General features: G+C 64.4%; 14 protein-coding genes. 5 read left to right on the top strand and 9 right to left on the bottom strand.

The features are described 5' to 3' along the window. Positions 1-31: 31 nt before the first annotated feature. From LB532_RS14370 to murA, 4 genes are all read right to left on the bottom strand, one after another. Positions 32-1,546, bottom strand: a complete 1,515-nt coding sequence (locus tag LB532_RS14370; RefSeq protein ID WP_140638519.1) for an ABC transporter substrate-binding protein — start codon at positions 1,544-1,546, stop codon at positions 32-34. A gap of 159 nt (positions 1,547-1,705) precedes the next feature. After that, positions 1,706-2,662, bottom strand: a complete 957-nt coding sequence (gene murQ / locus LB532_RS14365) for an N-acetylmuramic acid 6-phosphate etherase (protein WP_140638520.1) — start codon at positions 2,660-2,662, stop codon at positions 1,706-1,708. Between the two features lie 166 nt (positions 2,663-2,828). Continuing rightward, positions 2,829-3,713, bottom strand: coding sequence for an N-acetylglucosamine kinase (locus LB532_RS14360; RefSeq protein ID WP_140638521.1), 885 nt, complete (start codon positions 3,711-3,713; stop codon positions 2,829-2,831). Next, entirely contained in the window at positions 3,710-4,966 is a 1,257-nt protein-coding gene (gene murA, locus LB532_RS14355; RefSeq protein ID WP_140638522.1) for a UDP-N-acetylglucosamine 1-carboxyvinyltransferase, read from the bottom strand. The genes LB532_RS14360 and murA overlap by 4 nt, the downstream gene beginning before the upstream one ends. Before the next feature lie 167 nt (positions 4,967-5,133). On the opposite strand from murA, the gene LB532_RS14350 reads away from it, so the two are divergent. Continuing rightward, the gene (locus LB532_RS14350; RefSeq protein ID WP_140638523.1) at positions 5,134-5,994 is read left to right on the top strand and encodes a MurR/RpiR family transcriptional regulator; all 861 of its coding nucleotides are present in this window, start codon (positions 5,134-5,136) and stop codon (positions 5,992-5,994) included. A 17-nt stretch (positions 5,995-6,011) separates the two neighbouring features. On the opposite strand, the gene fhuB is transcribed toward LB532_RS14350, so the two are convergent. The 5 genes from fhuB to LB532_RS14325 all read right to left on the bottom strand — a co-directional run bounded on the left by fhuB (position 6,012) and on the right by LB532_RS14325 (position 13,588). Continuing rightward, complete coding sequence (gene fhuB / locus LB532_RS14345; RefSeq protein ID WP_140638524.1) at positions 6,012-7,991, bottom strand: Fe(3+)-hydroxamate ABC transporter permease FhuB; 1,980 nt, start codon at positions 7,989-7,991, stop codon at positions 6,012-6,014. A gap of 26 nt (positions 7,992-8,017) precedes the next feature. Continuing rightward, the gene (locus tag LB532_RS14340) at positions 8,018-8,893 is read right to left on the bottom strand and encodes an ABC transporter substrate-binding protein (protein ID WP_140638525.1); all 876 of its coding nucleotides are present in this window, start codon (positions 8,891-8,893) and stop codon (positions 8,018-8,020) included. A 22-nt stretch (positions 8,894-8,915) separates the two neighbouring features. Beyond that, positions 8,916-11,105, bottom strand: a complete 2,190-nt coding sequence (locus tag LB532_RS14335; protein WP_224556901.1) for a TonB-dependent siderophore receptor — start codon at positions 11,103-11,105, stop codon at positions 8,916-8,918. 136 nt (positions 11,106-11,241) lie between these two features. Further along, positions 11,242-12,126, bottom strand: a complete 885-nt coding sequence (locus tag LB532_RS14330; RefSeq protein WP_224556899.1) for a helix-turn-helix domain-containing protein — start codon at positions 12,124-12,126, stop codon at positions 11,242-11,244. Between the two features lie 106 nt (positions 12,127-12,232). After that, a complete protein-coding gene (locus tag LB532_RS14325) occupies positions 12,233-13,588 on the bottom strand; it encodes a glutamine synthetase family protein (protein WP_140638527.1) in 1,356 nt (451 codons plus the stop codon). A gap of 440 nt (positions 13,589-14,028) precedes the next feature. Here LB532_RS14325 and ftsZ point away from each other — a divergent pair, with 440 nt between their 5' ends. From ftsZ to LB532_RS14305, 4 genes are all read left to right on the top strand, one after another. After that, entirely contained in the window at positions 14,029-15,066 is a 1,038-nt protein-coding gene (ftsZ, locus tag LB532_RS14320; protein WP_140551191.1) for a cell division protein FtsZ, read from the top strand. Between the two features lie 386 nt (positions 15,067-15,452). Further along, a complete protein-coding gene (locus LB532_RS14315; RefSeq protein WP_181165158.1) occupies positions 15,453-16,427 on the top strand; it encodes a sugar-binding transcriptional regulator in 975 nt (324 codons plus the stop codon). A gap of 45 nt (positions 16,428-16,472) precedes the next feature. After that, positions 16,473-17,918, top strand: a complete 1,446-nt coding sequence (locus LB532_RS14310) for an ABC transporter substrate-binding protein (protein WP_140638528.1) — start codon at positions 16,473-16,475, stop codon at positions 17,916-17,918. 159 nt (positions 17,919-18,077) lie between these two features. Continuing rightward, on the top strand, positions 18,078-19,001 hold the full coding sequence (locus tag LB532_RS14305; protein WP_140638529.1) for a carbohydrate ABC transporter permease: 924 nt from the start codon (positions 18,078-18,080) through the stop codon (positions 18,999-19,001). Positions 19,002-19,007: the final 6 nt, after the last annotated feature.

The following is a 19,007-nucleotide window of genomic DNA, read 5'->3' as shown; positions in this document are numbered from 1 at the left end:
GCGAAGAAGTCCTCTCGTCCGATGCCTGCGGCTACTGCTGGATGGTAACCTTGCTGAGGCTGAACAGCGTACCCGTCGGCGTCGGCACGAATCCCGCGATGTTCTTCTGCTGGGCCGTATAGCTGTAGGACGTGTAGAGCCAGATCCAGGGCGAGACCTCGGCGAGGTGCTTCTCGAATTCGGCGAAGATCACCTTGCGCTTGGCCGGATCGGTCTCGGCGCGGCCTTTCTGCATCAGGCTGTCCAGCGTGTCGTCGATGTAGTTGGCCACCTTCTGCAGATTGCCTGATTTGGTCCAGTAGCGGTTGTACATTGTGTAGGGGTCGGCGCGGCCGCCATTAAGCGCGATCGCCATGTCGAAATCGCCCTTCAGCCAGGCGTCGACATAGACGTTGAGCTCCATCATCTTGATGTCGAGCTTGACGCCGATTTCGGCGAGCTGCGACTGGATGACCTGGGCTTCTGCCGCCGCCGTCGGCGGCTCGCCGGTGGCGCCGATCACGGTCGCCGAAAAGCCGTCGGCAAAGCCTGCCTCCGCCATCAACTTCTTGGCCTTCTCGACATCGCGCTTGTAGCAGAAGAGCTGGCTTGGATCGGTCGCAAGTGCTGGGATCGTCAGCGGTCCCGTAATCTTGCCTTCGCCGAGCGCGGCGGTGTCCAGCACCTCCTGCCGGTCGACGGCGCAGGAGATCGCCTGGCGCACCTTGAGCTCGGTCATAGGCTTGCGTGACGGATTGAGCTGCAGCACGTTATAGGCCAGCACCGGCGCGCGGTTCAGTTGCAGGCTGGCCTCCTTCGGCACCAGCGTGGCGACGAGCGGATCGTTGAGCAGCGCGAAATCGACCTGCTTGGTGCGCATGGCGGCGAGGATCGCCGCTTCGTCGGGCAGCACGCTGATCTCGATGCCGTCGACGCCGGTCGCGCCGCCGGCCCATTCCTTGTTGGCGCTCAACACTTCCTTGGCGTTGGGGTCCCATCTGTCGAGCTTGAACGGGCCGGAGCCGACCGTTTTGGTGCCGATCGAGCCAGCCTTGATCTCGGCCGCCGGCACGATGGCCGCGTTGATGTCGCTCATCGCCGTCAGGATCGGCGCGTCGGGCTGCGATAGATGGAACACGACGGTTCCAGCGTCCGGCGTGTCGATGCTGGTGATCGACAGGAAGTTGGCGCGGGCGGCGGCGCCTGTCTTCTCGTCCAGGATGCGCTCGAACGATGCCTTGACGTCGGCCGGGGTCACGGCAGCGCCGTCCTGGAATTTCGCCTTGGGATCGAGCTTGAAGGTCAGCTCCTTGCCGTCCTTGGAGAATTCCCAGGACGTGGCGATGGCCGGGATGATCTGCAGGCTCGCATCGACCCGCACCAGCGGCTCATAGATCAGCTCCAGGAGCCGCAGCGAGGAAAAGGCCGTCTGCTTGTGCGGATCAAGTCCCGTTGCGTCCTGCGACCAGGCCATGTGCAGCGTCGCCGCCTGCGTCGAAACGGTGGCGATGCCGAGCATGGCTGCCAGCGTGATGCCCGACAGCAGCTTTCTTGTGAGGTGAACCATTCTCGTCTCCCATCTTTGCTTGAACCCGATGCCCTTGCAGTTCTGCGGACCGCTTCCAAGACACACGCGCTTTGGAGCATCGGCCCAGTCTATGCGGCTTCGCGCCGTCTTGTCTAAAGCGGCTTGCCGTTTTGTCTAAGCGCCTTCATGCGTCTTGTCTCAAGCGCCTTCATGCGTCTTGTCTGAAGCGCCTTCATGCGTCTTGTCGCTGATTGCCTTTCGCAGGAAACCCCCTGCCTTGGCGAGGGCTGCGCGTGCCTCCTCGACCTCAAGCCCGGTGATGGTCAGCAGGATCGCCAGCTTCACGTCGTTGCCGGTCCGGCCGAGCGCCTGGCGCGCCTGTGCCGCCGTGCAGCCTGTGGTCTGCATCACGATCCTGGTTGCCCTGGCGACCAGTTTCCTGTTGGAAGGATTAAGGTCCACCATCAGGTTCTGGTAGCTCTTGCCGATGCGGATCATCGAGGCTGTGCTCAGCATGTTGAGCACCAGCTTCTGCGCCGTTCCGGATTTCAGCCGGGTCGAGCCGGTCAGCACCTCGGGACCGACGACCGGCGAGATGGCGATGTCGGCGATGCCTGCTATGGTCGATGCCGGATTGCAGGACAGGGCGACCGTCGTTGCTCCCACCTGCCTGGCATAGTTCAGCCCGCCGATCACATAGGGCGTGCGCCCGCTGACCGCGATGCCGACCACCACGTCGTCCGGAGTGAGCTTGATGTCCTGCAAGGCCCTGGCGCCCGTCTTGGGATCATCCTCGGCCCCTTCGGTCGAGCGCACCAGCGCGTCGGGCCCGCCGGCGATCAGGCCAATGACCATGCCTTCCGGCACGCCGAAAGTGGGCGGACATTCCGAGGCGTCGAGCACGCCCAGCCGGCCGCTGGTGCCGGCGCCGATATAGATGAGCCGAGCGCCTTTCTGGAAGGCGAGCACGATGCGGTCGACCGCGGCCGCGATGTCCGGCAGCACCTTTTCGACCGCTGCCGGGACCACCCGGTCCTCGTCGTTGATCTTGCGCAGCACATCGATCGTCGGCAGCAGGTCGATGTCCATGGTCCGCGGATTGCGGCCTTCGGAAACCAGCCGGTCCAGCTCGGACATCAAACCTTGCTCGCTCATCCCGGTGCTTTCAAAATCAGGTCGCTCAGCCTGTGCCGGGAGTGGTTCCTCAACGGCTCCGGTACACGCGCACGTCGATCTATTGTCGCTACGCTGTTTCGTTAACGTCTTAGAATTCCATATTCGTTCCGTCAACGAAAAGATGGAATAAATTATTCCTCCGGTGTTAGCACTCGCCGGGCAACCTCCGGGCAAGAATGATCGCCCCGGAAACCGCGTCGCCATCGGCGGGTTTCAGGCGCCGGCGAACGTCGGGAGCGAGCCATGGTTCGAGCGGACTGGCGAGCCCGCCCAGCAGGGTCACGCGCGGCGCGCCTTTTTCGAAAAGCACCCGCACCAGCGTGTCGATCTGTTCGGCGGCCTTTTGCACGATGCGCCGTCCGGCCGGATCGCCCTGGTCGGCGTGGCGCATGACCATCGGCGCCACGGCCGCATAATCCGTGGCGCTGGCGCGGTCCATCCAGGCCACGGCTTGCATCGGGTCGTTCTCGAAACGCTGCATGACCTCCGCCAGCAGCGCCGTGCGCTCATGCCGGCCGTCATGGGCGCGCAACGCCAGTTGCACGGCCTTCAGCCCGAGATCGGCGCCGCTGCCTTCGTCGGAGATCGGAAAGCCATAGCCGCCGGCGCGCAGGTCGCGCCCTTCGACGAAGCCAAGGCCGATCGAACCGGTGCCGGCAATGACGATGGCGCCGTCCTGGCCCGAATGCGCGCCGAGGCAGGCGCCGACGCCGTCGCTGACGAAATCGATGCTGGCAAAGGGATGCGCGATCGCCCGCAGCGCCTCCAGCGCGCCCTTGCGGCCGATTCCGGCAAGACCGATCCCAGCGTGGATCCGGGTGGTCTCGGCCGCGCCGAACCCTGCCTCCTCGATCGCGGCGCCAAAGGCCTTGGCAACCGACGCCCAGGCCGCATCGATACCGAGCCGCGTCGACGCCGGACCGGAGAGGCCCTGTCCCAGCACGGTTCCTTCGGCGTCCTCGATACGGGCGCGACAGCCGGTTCCGCCGCCGTCGACGCCGAGAAAATAATCGGAGCGGCCGTTGTTCATGCGCTCAGCCGCTCGATGTCGGCGCCGCACAGACGCAGCTTGCGGTCCAGTTGCTCATAGCCACGGTCGAGGTGATAGACGCGGTTGATGGTCGTCTCACCCTCGGCGACCAAGGCCGCCAGCACCAGCGAGACCGAGGCGCGCAAATCGGTGGCCATGACTTGCGCGCCGTGCAGTCTCTCGCCGCCGCGCACCAGCGCGGTGGTGCCTTGCAGCTTGATGTTGGCGCCGAGCCGCATCAGTTCGGGAACATGCATGAAGCGGTTCTCGAAAATGGTTTCGCGCAGCAGCGACGCGCCCTGCGCGCAGCACATCAGCGCCATGAACTGCGCCTGGAGATCGGTCGGAAAGCCCGGATAGGGCTCCGTCGTGACGTCTGCGGCCTTGAGTGGCCGCTCGCGTGACACGATGAGCCCGCGGTCGCCAGGCCAGACGCCGACGCCGGTCGCCTCCAGCAGTTGCACCACCGAGGCCATGTGCTCGAGCCGGGCATGCGTCAGTTCCAGTTGCCCGCCGGTGATCGCCGCGGCGATGGCATAGGTGCCGGCCTCTATCCGGTCCGGAATGATGTCGTGCCTGGCCGCGCGCCAGTCCGTGTCGCCGGCGATCAGGATGCGATGCGTGCCGGCGCCTTCGACACGCGCGCCCATCGCGTTGAGGCAAGCGGCGAGGTCGGCCACTTCGGGTTCGCGCGCCGCGTTGAGGATTTCGGTTTCGCCCTTGGCCGTGGTCGCCGCCATCATGGCGGTTTCCGTCGCCCCGACCGACGGCGAGCTCAGCACGATGCGCGTGCCGGTGAGCCCGTTCGGCGCCGAGGCGACGATCAGCCCGTTCTCGATGGCGATCCGGGCGCCCAGTGCCGCGAGTGCTGCGACATGCATGTCGACCGGCCGCGCGCCGATCGCGCAGCCGCCGGGCAGCGAAACCCGCGCATGGCCGAAACGGGCGAGCAGCGGCGCCAGCACCAGCACTGTCGCGCGCATCTTTCTGACGGTGTCGTAAGACGTCTCCCTGGAAACGGCGGCACTGGTGTCGATCGTCGCGGCGTGGGCCGATCGCGTCACCTCGGCGCCGTGCAGCCGCACCACGCCGAGCATGTTCTCGACGTCGGTCACATCGGGCAGGTTGGTCAGTTCGAGCGGGTAGGGACTGAGCAGCGCCGCCGCGATCTGCGGCAGAGCGGCGTTCTTGGCGCCCGATATGGTGACCGCGCCTTGCAGCCTTTGCCCACCGACGATGCGCAGTCTGTCCATGGCTGAAACCTTATGCGACGAGTACCGGGCCGCGTCCGGCGCAGCTGCCAATCCCGAGCTCAATACGGCCCAGCTTGAGAATTAATTCCGCGTTCTTGGCTGTCAATCGAAATTGGAATAAATTATTCCTCGGCCGTGCAGCTGGACGCCAAAGCGCAAGGGGGATCATGTCCGTTCTGAACAGGATCAATGCCAAGCTCGACGGCATGGCGCCTGGCGATCGTGAGATCGGCCAGTACATCGTCGACAATCCGGACGAGATGCTGCGGCTGTCGACGGCTGCTCTTGCGGCCGAGATCGGGCGCAGCCAGTCGAGCGTCGTCAAATTCAGCCAGAAGCTCGGCTATGCCAGCTACCAGGAGCTCAAGCTCGCCGTCAGCGAAGCCAAGGCGCGGGAATGGCAGATGCCGGCCGGTATGATCCACGGTTCAATCGAGGTCGGCGACGGCTACCAGGTTATCTTGAAGAAGCTGATCGGCAGCAAGCTTCTGTCGATGGAGCGGACCGTCGCCGCCAACAGCGAGCGGATTATCTCCAGGGCGCTGGAACTGCTGGACGGTGCGCGCCGCATCCATCTGGTCGGCGTCGGTGCCTCCTCGCTGGTGGCGCGCGATTTCTCCTACAAGCTGATGAAGCTTGGCCGCAATGTGCTGCATGACAGCGACAGCCATATCCAGATGGCCAATGCCTCGACGCTCGGGCCTGGCGATGTGCTGTTCGCGCTCTCCCATTCGGGCGCCAGCATCGAAACCTTGCGCATAGCCGAGCTGGCCCGCCGGCGCGGCACCATGGTGATCGCCGTCACGGGCCTGCACGACAACCCGCTGGGCCGCGTTGCCGATATCTGCCTCTACACCATCGCCGACGAGGAGCGTGCGCGCTCATCGTCCATCACCGCGCGCGATGCGCAGCTCACGCTGACCGACCTTCTGTTCATCCTGCTGGTGCAAAAGCAGCCTAACGCCAATGACTACGTCCACAACAGCGAGGCGGCGGTCTCGGTGCTGAAGGCCGAACGGCCCTCGTAGCATGCCTGGACGCCGAGTCAGCCTTGGCGCGGCACGCCCCTGGCAAGCAGGTAGACGAGATACGGCCCGCCAAGCAGTGAGGCGAACAGGCCGACAGGCAGTTCGTACGGGAAGGCCGCCATGCGCGACAGCCAGTCCGACATGGTCATCAGCAAGGCGCCCAGAAGCATCGCCCCGGCAAGATGAATGCGTGCGCGCCAAAAGCCGAGGAGCCGGGCAAGGTGTGGCGCGATCAGGCCGACGAAGCTCAACGGGCCGACGATCAAAGCGGCCAGCGCTGTCAGGAGCGCGCTGACAACGACCAGCATCAGCCGCCCGCCGGCTACGGGCACGCCAAGTCCGCGCGCACTGTCGGCCCCGAGCGGCAGGATGTCCAGCCAGCGCGCGGCAAGAAAAAGCGGCAGCGTCAGCGGCAACAGGCAGGCCAGTGCAACGGATGCGTCCAGGGCGGTCGCCTGTCCGGTCGAACCGCTCAGCCAGCGCAACAGCACATAGGACTGTGTATTGCCCATCGCGATCGTCGCGGTGATCAGCGCGCTGCACAGTGCGCTCATGGCAATGCCGGCAAGCAGCAGTCGGTCGGCGCCGAATTTTGCCTTGGCGGCGATGGCCAGCATGGCGGCCAGTGCCGCCAGTGAGCCCAAGGCCGAGCCGGCGAGCTGCCAGCCGAGCCCGGCGGTTGCGCTGACCGTCAACACGGCGGTTAGGCCGGCGCCCGCGCCGGTGCCGACACCAAGCACTTCGGGGCTCGCCAGAGGGTTGCCGGTAACGCGCTGGATGACCACGCCCGCCGCCGCGAGCATTGCGCCGGCGGCCGCGGCCACGCCGACACGCGGCGCGCGCCAGGAGACGAGATCGGCCAGCAGGTCGCCGCCGGCGATCGACCACCCTGCCGGTCCGCGACCGACCACGAGGGCCAAGGCGGCGGCGGTAAATGTGAGCGCAAGCAGGAAGAGGATGACGCGCCAAGGCCGGGGGGCCTTGCGCGGCGTCACGCCATTGGAACCGAGATGCGGCCATTCGAACATGCGCAGCCGCGGCAGCAGCCACAGCAGCAGTGGGCTGCCCAGAAGCGCGGTTCCCGCGCCGGTCGGAATGCGCTCGCCGCCGGAGCCGGCGGCGAGCTGGACCAGCCCGTCCGTCAGCCACAGCAGTACTGCGCCGATCAGCGGCGCGGCGATCAGTTTCTGCCGCAACGTGCGCGCGCCCGAAAGCGTGGCGAGCGCCGGCGCGGCAAGGCCGACGAAACCGATGACGCCGATCTGCGCCGCGACGCTCGTCGCCATCCATACCGCAAGCGCGATGATGAGAAAGCGGCTGGTGTGGCGGGCAACGCCAAGGCCGCGGGCCGAGGCGTCGTCGAGGCCAAGGATGGTCAGCGGCCGCAGCAGCATCAATGCCGCGACAGCGCCGGCCGCCAGCCTCGTCGTCAGCGCGATGGCCGGTCCCCAATCCTGCTGCACCAGCGACCCGCCGCCCCAAATGAACAACGAGAACAGGTAGTCGCCATTGGCGAGGATCAGCGCGGCGCTGACGGAACTCGCCGTCAGCGCCACCATCATTCCGGCGAGCACGACCGACACCGGCTCCAGCCCGCGCCGCCAAGTCAACGCCAGCACAAGCAGCACAGCGGCGGTGCCGCCAGCAAAGGCGACCAGCCCTTGCGACCGTTCCATCAGCAACGGCGCGTAAAGCGAGGCTGCCGTCATTGCCAGTTGCGCGCCGCCCGAAATGCCGAGCGTCGATGGTTCCGCCAGCGGATTGCGCAGCACATGCTGCAACAGCAGGCCGGACAGGCCGAGCACGGCGCCCGCCAGCACCGCCACGACGGCGCGCGGCAGCGTGCTGTAGAACAGGATGACATGGCCGAGATCGCCCGGCACCGATGCCGGCTGCTGCATACCGGCGCGCCATGCGAACAAGAGTGCGGCCACCCCCGCAAGCAGGCCCCACAGGACGAGCGGCGGCAGCGCGCCGCCGATGGTGCGGTGAGGCATCTCGCTTCCGGCTGCGGCGCGCGCCCTCATGAAGCTTGACCCGCAAGCGCCGCCGCCGCCAGGCGCGCGAAGCGGCGCGCCGACGGCAGGCAGCCGAAATGGTTGATGGCTTCGAGCACCGCGACGCGGCCTTGGCGCACGGCCGGCAGCGCGTTCCACAAGGCATTGGTGGGAAGCGAGCGCCCGACATCCGCCGGCAAGGGCGAGACGATCAGGATAGAGGCCTCGGGCACCCGCGCCAGCGCCTCCAGGCCGACGGGTGCTGCCGCGCTGTAACTTGTCTCATCGGACCAGGCATTGACCAGGCCGAGCCGCGTGAGCACGTCACCGAACATGGAGTCGCGGCCGAAGGCGCGGAAGTGCCTGGAGTCGCCGAGGCTAATGACAAAGACCGGCCGTGCGGACGTCGCTGGCAAGGCGGCGCGACGCCGCGCTATATCGTCGGCGGTGTCGCCGACGTAACGCTGCGCCTCGGCCGGTCGTCCGAGCTTTTCGCCCAGCGCCAGCGTTGCTACCTCGGCGAGAGCGTAGGGCCGCACTCCGGCATCGTAGACGGTTTGCGCGAACACCGGCGCTATGCGCTCCAGAATCGGGCGTTGGTACTCGTAGAAATTGGAGATGACGATCAGGTCCGGCGCGACGATGCGCAACAGCTCGTAGTTGGGCGTGCCGCGCAGTCCGAGATCGGTCACGGATTGGGGAACGGCAGGCTCGACCGCAATCCTGCGGAACTGGATCAGTTCGGTGGCCGCCGCCGGCTCGACGCCGAGCGCCAGAAGCGTTTCCAGCATGCCCCAATCGATCGCGGCAACACTTATCGTCGCGGTCCTGCCGGCAACCGGCGGCAGCAAGGCCGCGGCCGCCAGCGCAAGCACCTGCCGTCTGTTGGGCGGATGGATCATTGCCGGCGGGTTTGGTCCATGATTACCAACTCGTGTGCGCCTTCAGCTTGAAGGAGCGGCCTTCGCCGTAGGAGCAGGTGAGCGTTGTCTGGCAGCCCGACACATAGGTCTTGTCGAAGAGGTTGGTGATGTTGAGGTCGACGCCCCAGTTCTCCTTCTCGTAGCCGAGCTTAAGGTCGGCCAGCGTCACCGCCGGAACCTTCGCCGTATTCTCATTGTCTGCCCATGAGGAGCCGATATAGCGCAAACCGCCGCCAATCGAGATGCCGTCATACCAGTCGCCACGGAAGGTGTAATCGACCGATGCGGAAGCCATCACTTCCGGCACGATGAAAGGCGTCTTGCCGATAAGCGCCGGGTTGGCGTCCCTGGTAATGTCGATATCGTAAGCTGTGAATGCACCGGTAACCCGGAAATCCTCCGTCACGTTCACCTTGCCTTCGAGCTCAACGCCGCGTGAACGCACCTCGCCGGTCTGCATCTGGGTGAAGGGAGTGACATTCGACGGCACGTTCTGACGGGTCAGGTCGAACAGCGACAGGGTGAACAGGCCATCGACAAAAGTCGGCACATACTTCACGCCGACTTCGTACTGCGTGCCCTCTTCCGGCTTGAACAGATTGCCCACCGCGTCGGTGCCGATGATCGGATTGAAGAAGGTGGCGATGCTGGCATAGGGGGTTACGCCGTTGGCGAACTCATAGGCCAGACCGGCGCGGCCGGAGAAATCGCCAACCGTGCTGCTCTGCGTGCTGGAGCCCGCCGAGTAATAGGTCGGGCGGTTGTCGGCTTCGAGCCAGCCACGGTCGTAGCGGCCGTTCAGTGTCACCAGCCAGCCATCGCCGAAGCGCATTTGATCCTGTGCATAGAAGCCAAGCTGCTTCTGCGTCAGGTCCTGATTGAGATAGCTGACGCGAGGCGTCAGCGGCGAACCGTACACCGGATCGAAAGCGTCGATCGGATTGTCATAATTGGGATCGTAGAGGCCGGACGACTGTACCTGGTCGATGTTGTAATATTTGAAATCGACGCCAGCGAGGATCGTATGTTCGATCGCTCCGGTCGCTACCTTGCCTTCGATCTGGTTGTCGGCCAGGAAGGTCTTGGCCGTGGTGTCATGATCGAAATTGATCCGCGCCAGCTCGGTCGGCCCTCCGATGGTTGACCAGCCGTTCGGATAGACGCTGACCTCGTCGATGTCGGCGGCGATGAAACGGGCGTTGGAGCGAACGGTCCAGTCATTGTCGAACGTGTGCTCGAACTCGTAGCCGAGCGAGCCCTGCTCGCGCTTGTAGAGGTCGATGTTCGGTTCCGTGAAGTTCGCATCGGGATCGATGCGGCCATAGTTCACGCCGCCGACACTGTGATCGATCACGGTTCCATCATAGGGCAGGAAGCTGCCGCCATTATGGTTCTCGTCGATGTGGCTGTAATTGGCCAGTATGGTTAGCGTGGTCGCTTCGTCCGGCTTCCAGCTAATGCTCGGCGAGATGAAGCCGCGCCAGCCGTTCTGCAGGTCGCTGTAGGTATCGCCGCCGGCGACCTTGCCCGTCATCCGGTAGCTGACCGTGCCGTTGTTGGCGACATCGCCGATGTCGAAGCCGAGATAGACATTGCCGGCATCGTTGACGCCGGTTTCGACATAGCGCGTGCGTTCGAAGTCCGGGCGCTTGCTGACATAGTTGACCATGCCGCCGGGATTGCTGCCGCCATAGAGCACCGAGGCCGGGCCTTTCAGCACTTCGATGCGCTCAAGGCCAAAGCTGTCGACATAGAAACCGCCGAAACCATAGCTGAACAGCTGGAGGCCATCCATGTAGGTGCCGGTGGCCGTTGCATCGAAGCCGCGAATGTACATCCAGTTGGTGTCGCTGTCGGGGCCAAAAGGCTGCGCAAAGACGCCGGCGGTGTAGCGCAGCGCCTCGTCAGCCTTCTGTGCACCCTGATCCTCGATCTCCTGCCGTCCGACCACCGAGACGGATTGCGGGACTTCCTTGATGTCGGTCGCCGTCTTGGAACCGGTTCTGGTCGTCTTGGCGACGACGCCGTCGACCGGCCCGGTCGCCCTGTCTCCGGCCTCGCCCTCAACCACGATCGGTTCAAGCTGGGTGCTGGATTGCGCCGTCTGCGCGAACGCCGGCATTGGCGGGATCATCGCGGCAGCCGCCACGCCGGCCCCCAGAAGCGCCTTGATCCGATAGATTCTGCTCATCAGGAAAGTCCCCGCCTGTGGTCGTTGAGATACTTGATGGTTTATATCAACTTATCTGCGGGTCATTGGATGGATTTGGGCGGCTTGTCCATTCCTGTCCAAACCACGGACATCGCGGCACTATGTTGCGGAAATGTCACTGGCGGTTTGCGCTCTTCATCCACGCACCGGGCGCCAATCCGACCACGGACTTGAACACGCGGGTAAGGTGCGCCTGGTCGAAGAAGCCGGTAGCCTGGGCGATGTCGCCAAGCGAGACAGCCTCATGCGCCATCATCGCCTTTGCCCTGTCGATCCGCGCCTGCATCTGCCAGCGGTGCGGCGGCACGCCCGTTGCCGCCTTGAAGGCATGGCTGATCGCGGTTTCGGACAGGCCGGTCAGCGCGGCAAGATCAGCAAGGCGGATCCTGTCCAGGCAGTGGGCGTCGATGTAGTCGGTGACGAGCCGCAGCTTGCGGCGGGACAGGGGCGTCCGGCGCCTGGCGGCACTTGGCCGGTCTATCTGGAAAAGGCATGCGAACAAGGCGTTGAGCAGACCTTCGCCATAAAGATCATGCAGCTTCCGCTCGCTGCCGCATTCAGCGGCGATCAGGCCGGCAAGCGTGGCGATCCGATCATCGCGAAACTGGAGGCGCGACATCTGCAAGGCATCGCGATCGAGGCTGCGGCCGAAGCGGCGGGTCAGTATCGCCGCGTCGAAATGCAGGTCGAGATGCCTGATCCGTTTGAGACCCTCGACGCGGCCGCGGATCGGCACCCCGGCCGGTATATAGGCTATGGAAAACGCCTGGTTGTGACGGCGCGGTTCGCCCTGGGCGCCTTCGACGACGAAGGCGCCGTCGCCGTCGACGCCGAGAGCGACGAACAGCCGGGGGTCGGGAGAGACGTAATAACCCTCGGCATTGTCACCGCATGAGACATCCCAGAGGTCGGCGACCACCCCGTCCCAGACGTGCCATTTCAGGTCGCCGATTACGGCAAATCCCTGAATCCGGCTCTCCATGCGCGCAACGAAGGTCAATTCCGCTGTCCTGGCCATAATACATGACAAAACTATTCATGTTTATGCCCGGTCAGCGACTGCACCGCAAGCCCTTGCGTTGCCGCTGCCGTCGGTCAGCCGAGCCTCAGACGCTTTCGAGATAGGTCTCGATCTCGAAGTCGCTGACGTTGAGCGCGAACGTATTCAGTTCCTGGCGTTTGCAGGCGATGAAAGAGTGGCGCAGGATCGCCGGGAAGATCTCCGCCACATGCGTCCCGCTTTCAAAGGCCGCGATCGCGGATGCCCAGTCCGGCGGCAGCTTGGCCGCGGCAAGGCCTTGCCCGTCGTTCCCGGTCGGGTCGCCCGGTGACATCTGCCTTTCGATGCCGACCAGTGCCGCGCCCAGTATGGCGGCAAGCACAAGATAGGGATTGGCGTCCGCTCCCGACACGCGATGCTCGATGCGGCGCGCACCGGTCGGGCCGCCGGGAATGCGGATCGCGACCATGCGGTTCTCGTAACCCCAGGCGACGGCGGTCGGCGCGTAGGATCTCGGCCGGAGCCTGCGGTAGGAGTTGAAATGTGGCGCGAACACCAGCGTGCTCTCGGCCATCGCCGCCAGCAGTCCGCCGACAGCGTGGCGCATAATGCCGGAGCCCTGGTCGGTGCCGTCGTCGAAGACGTTGCGCCCATTGGCGTCGACAAGGCTGAAATGGACGTGGAAGCCGTTGCCGGCCCGGTCGCCATAGGGCTTGGCCATGAAGCAGGCGGCAAAGCCGTGCTTGCGGGCAATGCCCTTAACCGTGCGCTTGAACAGGACGGCGTCGTCGGCTGCCCGCAGCGCGTCCGCGACATGGTTCAAATTGATCTCGAACTGACCGACGCCGTTCTCGGCGATTGCCGTATCGACGGGAATGCCTTGTGCCCGGCAGGCTTCGTAGATGTCGTGGATGAAGGCCTCGAAGTCGTCGATCTCGTCGATAGACAGTGCCGCGTCGGAGTCCAGACGCCGCCCGGTGACCGGCGAGACGGGCCCGACCGGCCGCTGCGATTGCGGATCGACAAGGTAGAATTCGAGCTCGGTCGCGGCCACAGGGGTCAGCCCCAAAGCCTTGTAGCGATCGAGGATGCGGGCCAGCGCCCGCCGGGGATCGCCGAGATACGGCGCGCCGCCTTCGTCGGCGAGCCAGAGCGGGATGAGGGCGGTCGGATGCGCCGTCCAGTTCACGGGAAGGATGCCGCGGCCGGTCCACTGGCACAATCCGTCTGCGTCGCCGGTCGAGAACACCAGCGCGTTGCCTTCGATATCCTCGCCCCAGATGTCCAGCCCGATCAGCGAATAGGGCATGCGCAGCTTGCCCTCCAGCGCCTTGCGCGCCTGCTCGACGGGGATGCGTTTTCCCCGCATGATGCCATTGAGGTCGCACACCGCGGCCCTCAGGCTCTGGATGTCGTTTCGGCTCTCAAGCCAGTTCAAAACGTCCGCAATTGCATCGCCCAATTTCCAACCTCTGGTTTCGAAGGGTGCCCGCGCCCTGACGGGCTGCACTATCCCTGGTAAAAATGTCTTGTGATTTTCGGAACCCGTATCCGGCCCAGCCGGAACGTTTCCCTATTTTTTCAAGTCACTAGCTGGGATGTCGGGAGGCATTTCAAAACCAATTGCGCGATCTGCGATCGCAACATAGAGGTAAGGACGCGGAAAGCCAAGGCTCGGCATCGGGCTCAGCGCGCAGCGGCTGCGGCCGCTGTGGCGGTCTGAAACGCCCCTATCACAAATCTTGACCTTCCCCGCACTTGCACCTCTGGCCGCTCTCTGGCTTTTTGGGACACCCATCCGAGCGGACTGATTCGTCACGCCGCTCTGCGTCGGTTGCCGTTTTGCGGTGTGATCGATCTGGCGGGGCGTGAAGCGCGAGCGACTGGCGAAGGAGAAGAGGCATGGCCGAGTTCAAGAAGCCCGAGATCTCCGAGATGAGACCCAAGATCACCGTTGTCGGCGTCGGCGGGGGCGGCGGCAACGCCATCAACAACATGATCGCCGAGCAGCTTCAGGGCACCGAATTCATTGCCGCCAACACAGACGCACAGGCGCTCACCATGTCCAAGGCGACGCGGCTGATCCAACTCGGCGCGCATGTGACCGAAGGGCTGGGCGCCGGATCGCTTCCCGAGATCGGCCGCGCCGCGGCCGAGGAATCGCTGGACGAGATCATGGACCATCTGGCCGGCACCCATATGTGCTTCGTCACCGCCGGAATGGGCGGCGGCACCGGAACCGGCGCCGCGCCGGTGATCGCCCAGGCGGCGCGCAAGGCAGGCATCCTGACGGTCGGCGTCGTCACCAAGCCGTTCACTTTCGAGGGCAGGCGCCGCATGCAGATGGCCGAAGAGGGGATCGAGCGGCTGCGCGAAAGCGCCGACACCGTGATCGTCATCCCCAACCAGAACCTGTTCCGGATCGCCGACGCCAAGACCACCTTCGCCGATGCCTTCGTCATCGCCGACCGGGTCCTCTATGCCGGCGTCAGCTGCATCACCGATCTCATCGTCAAGGAAGGCCTGATCAACCTCGACTTCGCCGACGTCAAATCGGTGATGCGCGGCATGGGCCGCGCCATGATGGGAACGGGCGAGGCGTCAGGCGATAGCCGGGCGATGAAGGCGGCGGAAGCCGCCATCGCCAACCCGCTGCTGGACGAGATGTCGATGAAGGGAGCCAAGGGCGTGCTGGTCTCGATTTCCGGCGGCCGCGACATGACCCTGTTCGAGGTCGACGAGGCCGCCACGAGAATCCGTGAAGAGGTCTATGAAGACGCCGACATCATCGTCGGCGCCATCTTCGACAAGAGCATGGAAGGCCGGTTCCGGGTTTCGGTTGTGGCCACCGGCCTCGACCGCGGGCTCGGCGTGGAAGATGCCGATGCCGGCATGGCGCACGACCATTCGATGCCGTCCGCGGCGCGGACGTTGCAATAGGGTCTGCTCGCGGGCGGCCTTTGCTGCCACTAGGCACATCGACGTCGCTCGGCCCATCACGCGATCCAGCCGGGACCTGATCACCGAAGGCGGCTTGCCGAATGCTGGGAACCGTTCACCGGCGAGCCGCTGGGCGGCGGCGCTTCACCTGGGCGGCGGCGATGGTGATCGGGTTCCTGCGCGAAATATAAGCCGACACCGCTTTCTTTTGAGCGGTCGCCGTGGCCCTGATAGGTGCCGCGTGTCAGGTGTTCGCATGTCCATTCTCGTTGACAATCAGCGCCCCTTTTTGAACCTCGCGTGATTTGCAGGCGCTTGGCGCTTGACTCCGACGCGTCCGTGTGAAAAATTTTGCAGAAACTGAAAAAAATATCAAAGGGCGGAACGTGGTTGGATTTGGAAACGGCCTCTTGCGCGATGATGAAACCGGCATGGCGGCACGCGCCGCCTGGCTTCATTACGCTGGCGGCCTGACCCAGTCCGAGGTTGCCAAGCGCCTCGGGCTGACCAGCCTCAAGGCCCACCGCCTCATCACCAAGGCCAATCAGGAAGGGCTGGTGAAGGTCTATATCGACGGCGAAGTCTCGGAGTGCGTCGAGCTCGAGGACGAGCTGTCGCGCCGCTACGGCCTCGATTATTGCGAGGTGGTTCCCGATTTCGATTCCGAGGAATTGCCGCTCAAGGCGCTCGGCATCGCCGGCGCGCAATTCCTCAAGCGTGAGATCGAACGCGGCGAGCAGGCGCTGATCGGCGTCGGCCATGGCCGCACGCTCGCCGCCTGCGTGGAATACCTGCCGCGCAGCTCGACAGACAAGATCCGCTTCGTTTCGCTGCTCGGCGGCCTGACGCGGAAGTTCTCCGCCAACCCGCATGACGTCATTCACCGCCTCGCCGAGCGCACCGGCGCCGAAGCCTATGTGATGCCGGTGCCGATGTTCGCCAACACTGTGGACGACCGCGCGGTGTTGCTGGGACAGAAGGGCATCAGCGAGGTTTTCGATCTCGCAAGATCCGCCGACCTTTTATTTGCCGGCATCGGCACGGCCGAACGCGAAGCCTCGCTCGTCGCCACCGGCATGATCGAGAAGGGCGAGATGGAGGAGATCCGCCGCAATGGCGGCGTCGGCGAATTGCTCGGCCATTTCTTCGACGATGCCGGCAAGGCGGTGGCAACAACCCTTTCCAACCGGGCGCTGGCGCTGGCGCGCGAGGACATCGCCAGCCGCCGGATCGTCGCGGTCGCCGGCGGCAAGGTCAAGGTTCGAGCCGTCAAAGCGGTGCTGGAGGGCCGCTATCTCAAGGGCCTGATAACTGATGAGCGGACAGCGCGATCGCTCGTGGAGGAGACGCCGGTCGGGTAGCCGGCGTCGGTTCAGTTAAAACTACCCTGTGGAGGAGAAGACCAAATGCATGAGAAAGAGAAAGACCTCATTGACGCTTTCCTGCGCGGACAAGTCGACCGTCGTGGGCTGATCAAGGGCCTGGGTGCGATGGGCCTTGCCGCCGGTACGGCCGGTACGCTGCTCAATCTTGGGCAGACCCGGGCGCTGGCCGCCGACTTCGATTGGAAGGCGCACCAGGGCAAGACCATCAAGCTCTTGCTCAACAAGCATCCCTATGCCGATGCGATGATCGCCGACCTCGAGAACTTCAAGCAGCTGACCGGCATGAATGTCGTCTACGACGTGTTCCCGGAAGACGTCTATTTCGACAAGGTCACGGCGGCGCTGTCGGCGAGTTCCCCCGAATACGACGCCTTCATGACCGGCGCCTACATGACCTGGACCTACGGCCCTGCCGGCTGGATCACCGACCTCAACGAATGGATCAAGGATCCGGCCAAGACCAACCCGAACTATGCCTGGGATGATCTCCTGCCGGGCGTCAAGGCGTCCTGCGCCTGGAACGGCACTCCCGGCGGCGCGCTCGGTTCCGAAGATGCCAAGCAGTGGTGCATTCCGTGGGCCTTCGAACAGAACAACATTACCTACAACAAGGGTATGTTCGACAAGGCCGGCGTCGGCATTCCGGGCAATCTGGACGAGATGATCACGACGGCGGCCAAGCTGCAGAAGGATATTGGCGGCGGCGTCTACGGCATCGGCGTGCGAGGCTCGCGCTCCTGGGCGACGATCCATCCTGGCTTCCTGTCGGCCTATGCCAACTTCAACGAGAAGGACCTCAACGTCTCCGCCGACGGCAAGCTGTCGGCCGCTATGAACACTGCCGGCTCCAAGGCCTTCCACGCCAAATGGGTGCAGATGATCCAGGAGAGCGGACCCAAGGACTGGTCAACTTACACTTGGTACCAGGTCGGCGCCGATCTCGGCGCCGGCGCTTCGGCGATGATCTTCGACGCTGACTGCCTCGGCTACTTCATGAATGGCGGCGACAACAAGATGGCCGGCAAGCTCGCCTATGCCGCCTTCACCGCCAATCCCGAGGCCAAGGCTTCGACGCCCAACATCTGGATCTGGTCGCTGGCGATGTCCAATTTCTCGAAGGACAAGGACGCGACCTGGTACTTCCTGCAATGGGCTTCGGGTCCCGAGCACGGGCTGTTCGGCGCCACCAAGATGGATTTCGTCGATCCGGTCCGCCAGTCGGTTTGGAAGGACGAGATGTTCCGCGAGAAGCTGAAGAAGAGCTATCCCGGCTATGTCGAGATGTTCGACGCCTCGGCACCGGGCGCCAGCATCAAGTTCACCGCGCAGCCGCTGTTCTTCGATCTCACCACCGAATGGGCGGCGACGCTCCAGAAGATGGTGGCCAAGGAAGTGCCGGTCGACGAAGGCCTCGACAAGCTGGCCGAAAGCATCAACGGACAGCTCAAGGAAGCCGGCCTCGGCTAAGAGGTGGCGAGGGCCGGCCTGCTTTGGCAGGCCGGTCCTCACCGGACCTTCTCACATATGCGACGCGGTGCCGTAAGGTCGCCGCCATTCGCCCGACCGGCCGCCTTGCTCCCTTGGGCGGCCGGCAGGGCGGAGCGACAGGGACAACGGAGCAGCACGATGACTGCGGTAGTATCGCAAAGGCCCAGGCCTTCGGGCTTCAGGATCAGCAAGAGAGTGTTGCCCTATGTGCTCAGCCTGCCGGCTCTGCTGGTCTGCATCGGCATTCTGATCCCGTTCCTGACCTCGGTCGTCTATTCGTTCCAGCGCTACCGGCTGAGCCAGCCTTGGGCGCGTCAGTTCAACTGGGGCGACAATTACATCAGCTTCTTCACCGATCCGAAGTTCTGGAACACGCTCAAGGTCTCGCTGCTCTATGCCGGCACTACGGTGGTGCTGGAACTGCTTCTCGGTCTCGCCATCGCGCTGCTTTTGCAGAAGCGCTCGACCCTGAACAACTTCATCTCGATCATGCTGCTGATGCCGCTGATGACGGCGCCGGCATTAGCCGCGCTGATGTGGAAGCTGATGACCAATCCAGGCTTCGGCGTCTTGAGCTATCTCGCCAGCCTCATCGGCTTGCAGGATTTCCGCTGGGCCTCGTCGCCGTCGACGGCTTTGTTCACCGTCGTTCTCGTCGATATCTGGGTCTACACGCCGTTCATCATGATCCTGCTGCTTGCCGGCCTGCGCAGCCTGCCGACGCAGCCGTTCGAGGCCGCCGCGCTCGACGGGGTGCCGAGGAGCTTCGTCTTCTTCCGCATCACGCTGCCGATGCTGACGCCCTACATATTGACGGCGACCCTGTTCCGTCTGCTCGATTCCATCCAGCAGTTCGACATCATCTATGCCATGACCCAAGGCGGCCCGGGCGACACGCTGACCGTCTTCCAGGTCGAGGCCTATCTCAATTTCTTCCAGTCGACCAATGTCGGCCGTTCGGCGGCGCTCATGATCATTCTGTGGGCGATCACCTATTTCCTCTCCAACATCTTCATCAAGAACTGGCTGCGGCTGCGCGAACGCGCCCGCGGCCAGGCATAGGAGGCG

It is taken from the genome of Mesorhizobium sp. ESP-6-2 (assembly GCF_020164675.1).
Classification (GTDB): Bacteria; Pseudomonadota; Alphaproteobacteria; order Rhizobiales; family Rhizobiaceae; genus Mesorhizobium.
The sequence above is the reverse complement of the archived record's forward strand: the minus strand, read 5'-3'. Positions and strand labels throughout refer to the sequence as shown.

Bases quoted from the DNA above. Each gene is read 5' to 3' on its own strand.
- LB532_RS14370 (WP_140638519.1), bottom strand. From the start codon at position 1,546: ATGGTTCACCTCACAAGAAAGCTGCTGTCGGGCATCACGCTGGCAGCC.
- LB532_RS14350 (WP_140638523.1), top strand. From the start codon at position 5,134: ATGTCCGTTCTGAACAGGATCAATGCCAAGCTCGACGGCATGGCGCCT.
- LB532_RS14310 (WP_140638528.1), top strand. From the start codon at position 16,473: ATGCATGAGAAAGAGAAAGACCTCATTGACGCTTTCCTGCGCGGACAA.
- murQ (WP_140638520.1), bottom strand. From the start codon at position 2,662: ATGAGCGAGCAAGGTTTGATGTCCGAGCTGGACCGGCTGGTTTCCGAA.
- ftsZ (WP_140551191.1), top strand. From the start codon at position 14,029: ATGGCCGAGTTCAAGAAGCCCGAGATCTCCGAGATGAGACCCAAGATC.
- LB532_RS14340 (WP_140638525.1), bottom strand. From the start codon at position 8,893: ATGATCCATCCGCCCAACAGACGGCAGGTGCTTGCGCTGGCGGCCGCG.
- LB532_RS14360 (WP_140638521.1), bottom strand. From the start codon at position 3,713: ATGAACAACGGCCGCTCCGATTATTTTCTCGGCGTCGACGGCGGCGGA.
- murA (WP_140638522.1), bottom strand. From the start codon at position 4,966: ATGGACAGACTGCGCATCGTCGGTGGGCAAAGGCTGCAAGGCGCGGTC.
- LB532_RS14335 (WP_224556901.1), bottom strand. From the start codon at position 11,105: ATGAGCAGAATCTATCGGATCAAGGCGCTTCTGGGGGCCGGCGTGGCG.
- fhuB (WP_140638524.1), bottom strand. From the start codon at position 7,991: ATGCCTCACCGCACCATCGGCGGCGCGCTGCCGCCGCTCGTCCTGTGG.
- LB532_RS14305 (WP_140638529.1), top strand. From the start codon at position 18,078: ATGACTGCGGTAGTATCGCAAAGGCCCAGGCCTTCGGGCTTCAGGATC.